At 40.9% G+C, this 1,170-nt stretch carries 1 protein-coding gene; it reads right to left on the minus strand.

The window, feature by feature from the left end; translation table 11 throughout:
- A partial coding sequence (locus tag FLAVO9AF_RS15250) for an Ig-like domain-containing protein (protein WP_201296311.1) occupies window positions 1–1,170 on the minus strand: 1,170 nt, incomplete at both ends.

Raw genomic sequence — 1,170 nt, forward strand, 5'->3', positions numbered from 1 at the left:
TAGCTATTGCTGTATCACAATTCGCTGGGGTTGCACCTACTTCACATAATTCATACGTGATAGTATACGTGCCACTTGGAGTGTTTGGAGCAACGGTTAAATCACCATTTGCATCAATACTCAATGGGCCTGTAGTTATTGGTGTAACATCTGTGTTAGATGTACTTACTGCTGCGCCGTTTAGTGTATCATTTGATAATACGTTTCCTCCTGTTGAAGCGATGGTGTCATCATTAGCAACAATTGGGTTACCAACTACTACTGTAGCTATTGCTGTATCACAATTCGCTGGGGTTGCACCTACTTCACATAATTCATACGTAATGGTATACGTGCCACTTGGAGTGTTTGGAGCAACGGTTAAATTACCATCAGCATCAATACTCAATGGACCTGTAGTTATTGGTGTAACATCAGTATTGGTTGTACTTACTGCTGCGCCGTTTAGTGTATCATTTGATAATACGTTTCCTCCTGTTGAAGCGATAGTGTCATCATTAGCACAAATAAAACTTGCCTGAGAAAAAGTTGTTGGTAAAGAATTACAATTATTACTATTTGTAACTAAAACTTCATAGCTCACACCATTTACCACACCGGTTACAGTACCATCTGCACCAACAATTGGTCCTGATGGAATAAAACTGTATAGGCTGGAGCTATCATAATTAGTGATTTTTACAGTACCTAAAATATTACATTGCGCAACAACAACATCTACTTGTGGAGCAGAAGGAAGCGGGCCCAAGATAATATTTTGATTGGCTGTTACTACTTGACCGTTACCATCATCAAAACTCCAAGTAACTACAGTAGTGCCTTGAGTGGTGATTGGGAATACTGTGATGGTAGTACCTGTGATGGTGCCTGAACAAGCATCGGTAGTTGTTGGTGCGGTTGGAGTAACAGAACATTGACCAGTTACATCTGCTAGTGTTGGAACAACTGGTGCTGTGGTATCACCTACCATCACATCCAAATTAGCCGTTACATTAGCACATCCGCCTGTACCTGTTACAGTATAGGTGATGGTTGCTGTGCCCGCTGTTACTCCTGTTACTACTCCTGTACTAGAATTTACAGTTGCAATAGCTGTATCTGAAGAGGACCAAGATCCTCCTGTTACTGTAGAACTAAATGTCGTTGTTCCTGAAATACAAATGGCTTGTG

The organism is Flavobacterium sp. 9R (assembly GCF_902506345.1).
In the GTDB taxonomy this organism is placed as follows: Bacteria; Bacteroidota; Bacteroidia; order Flavobacteriales; family Flavobacteriaceae; genus Flavobacterium.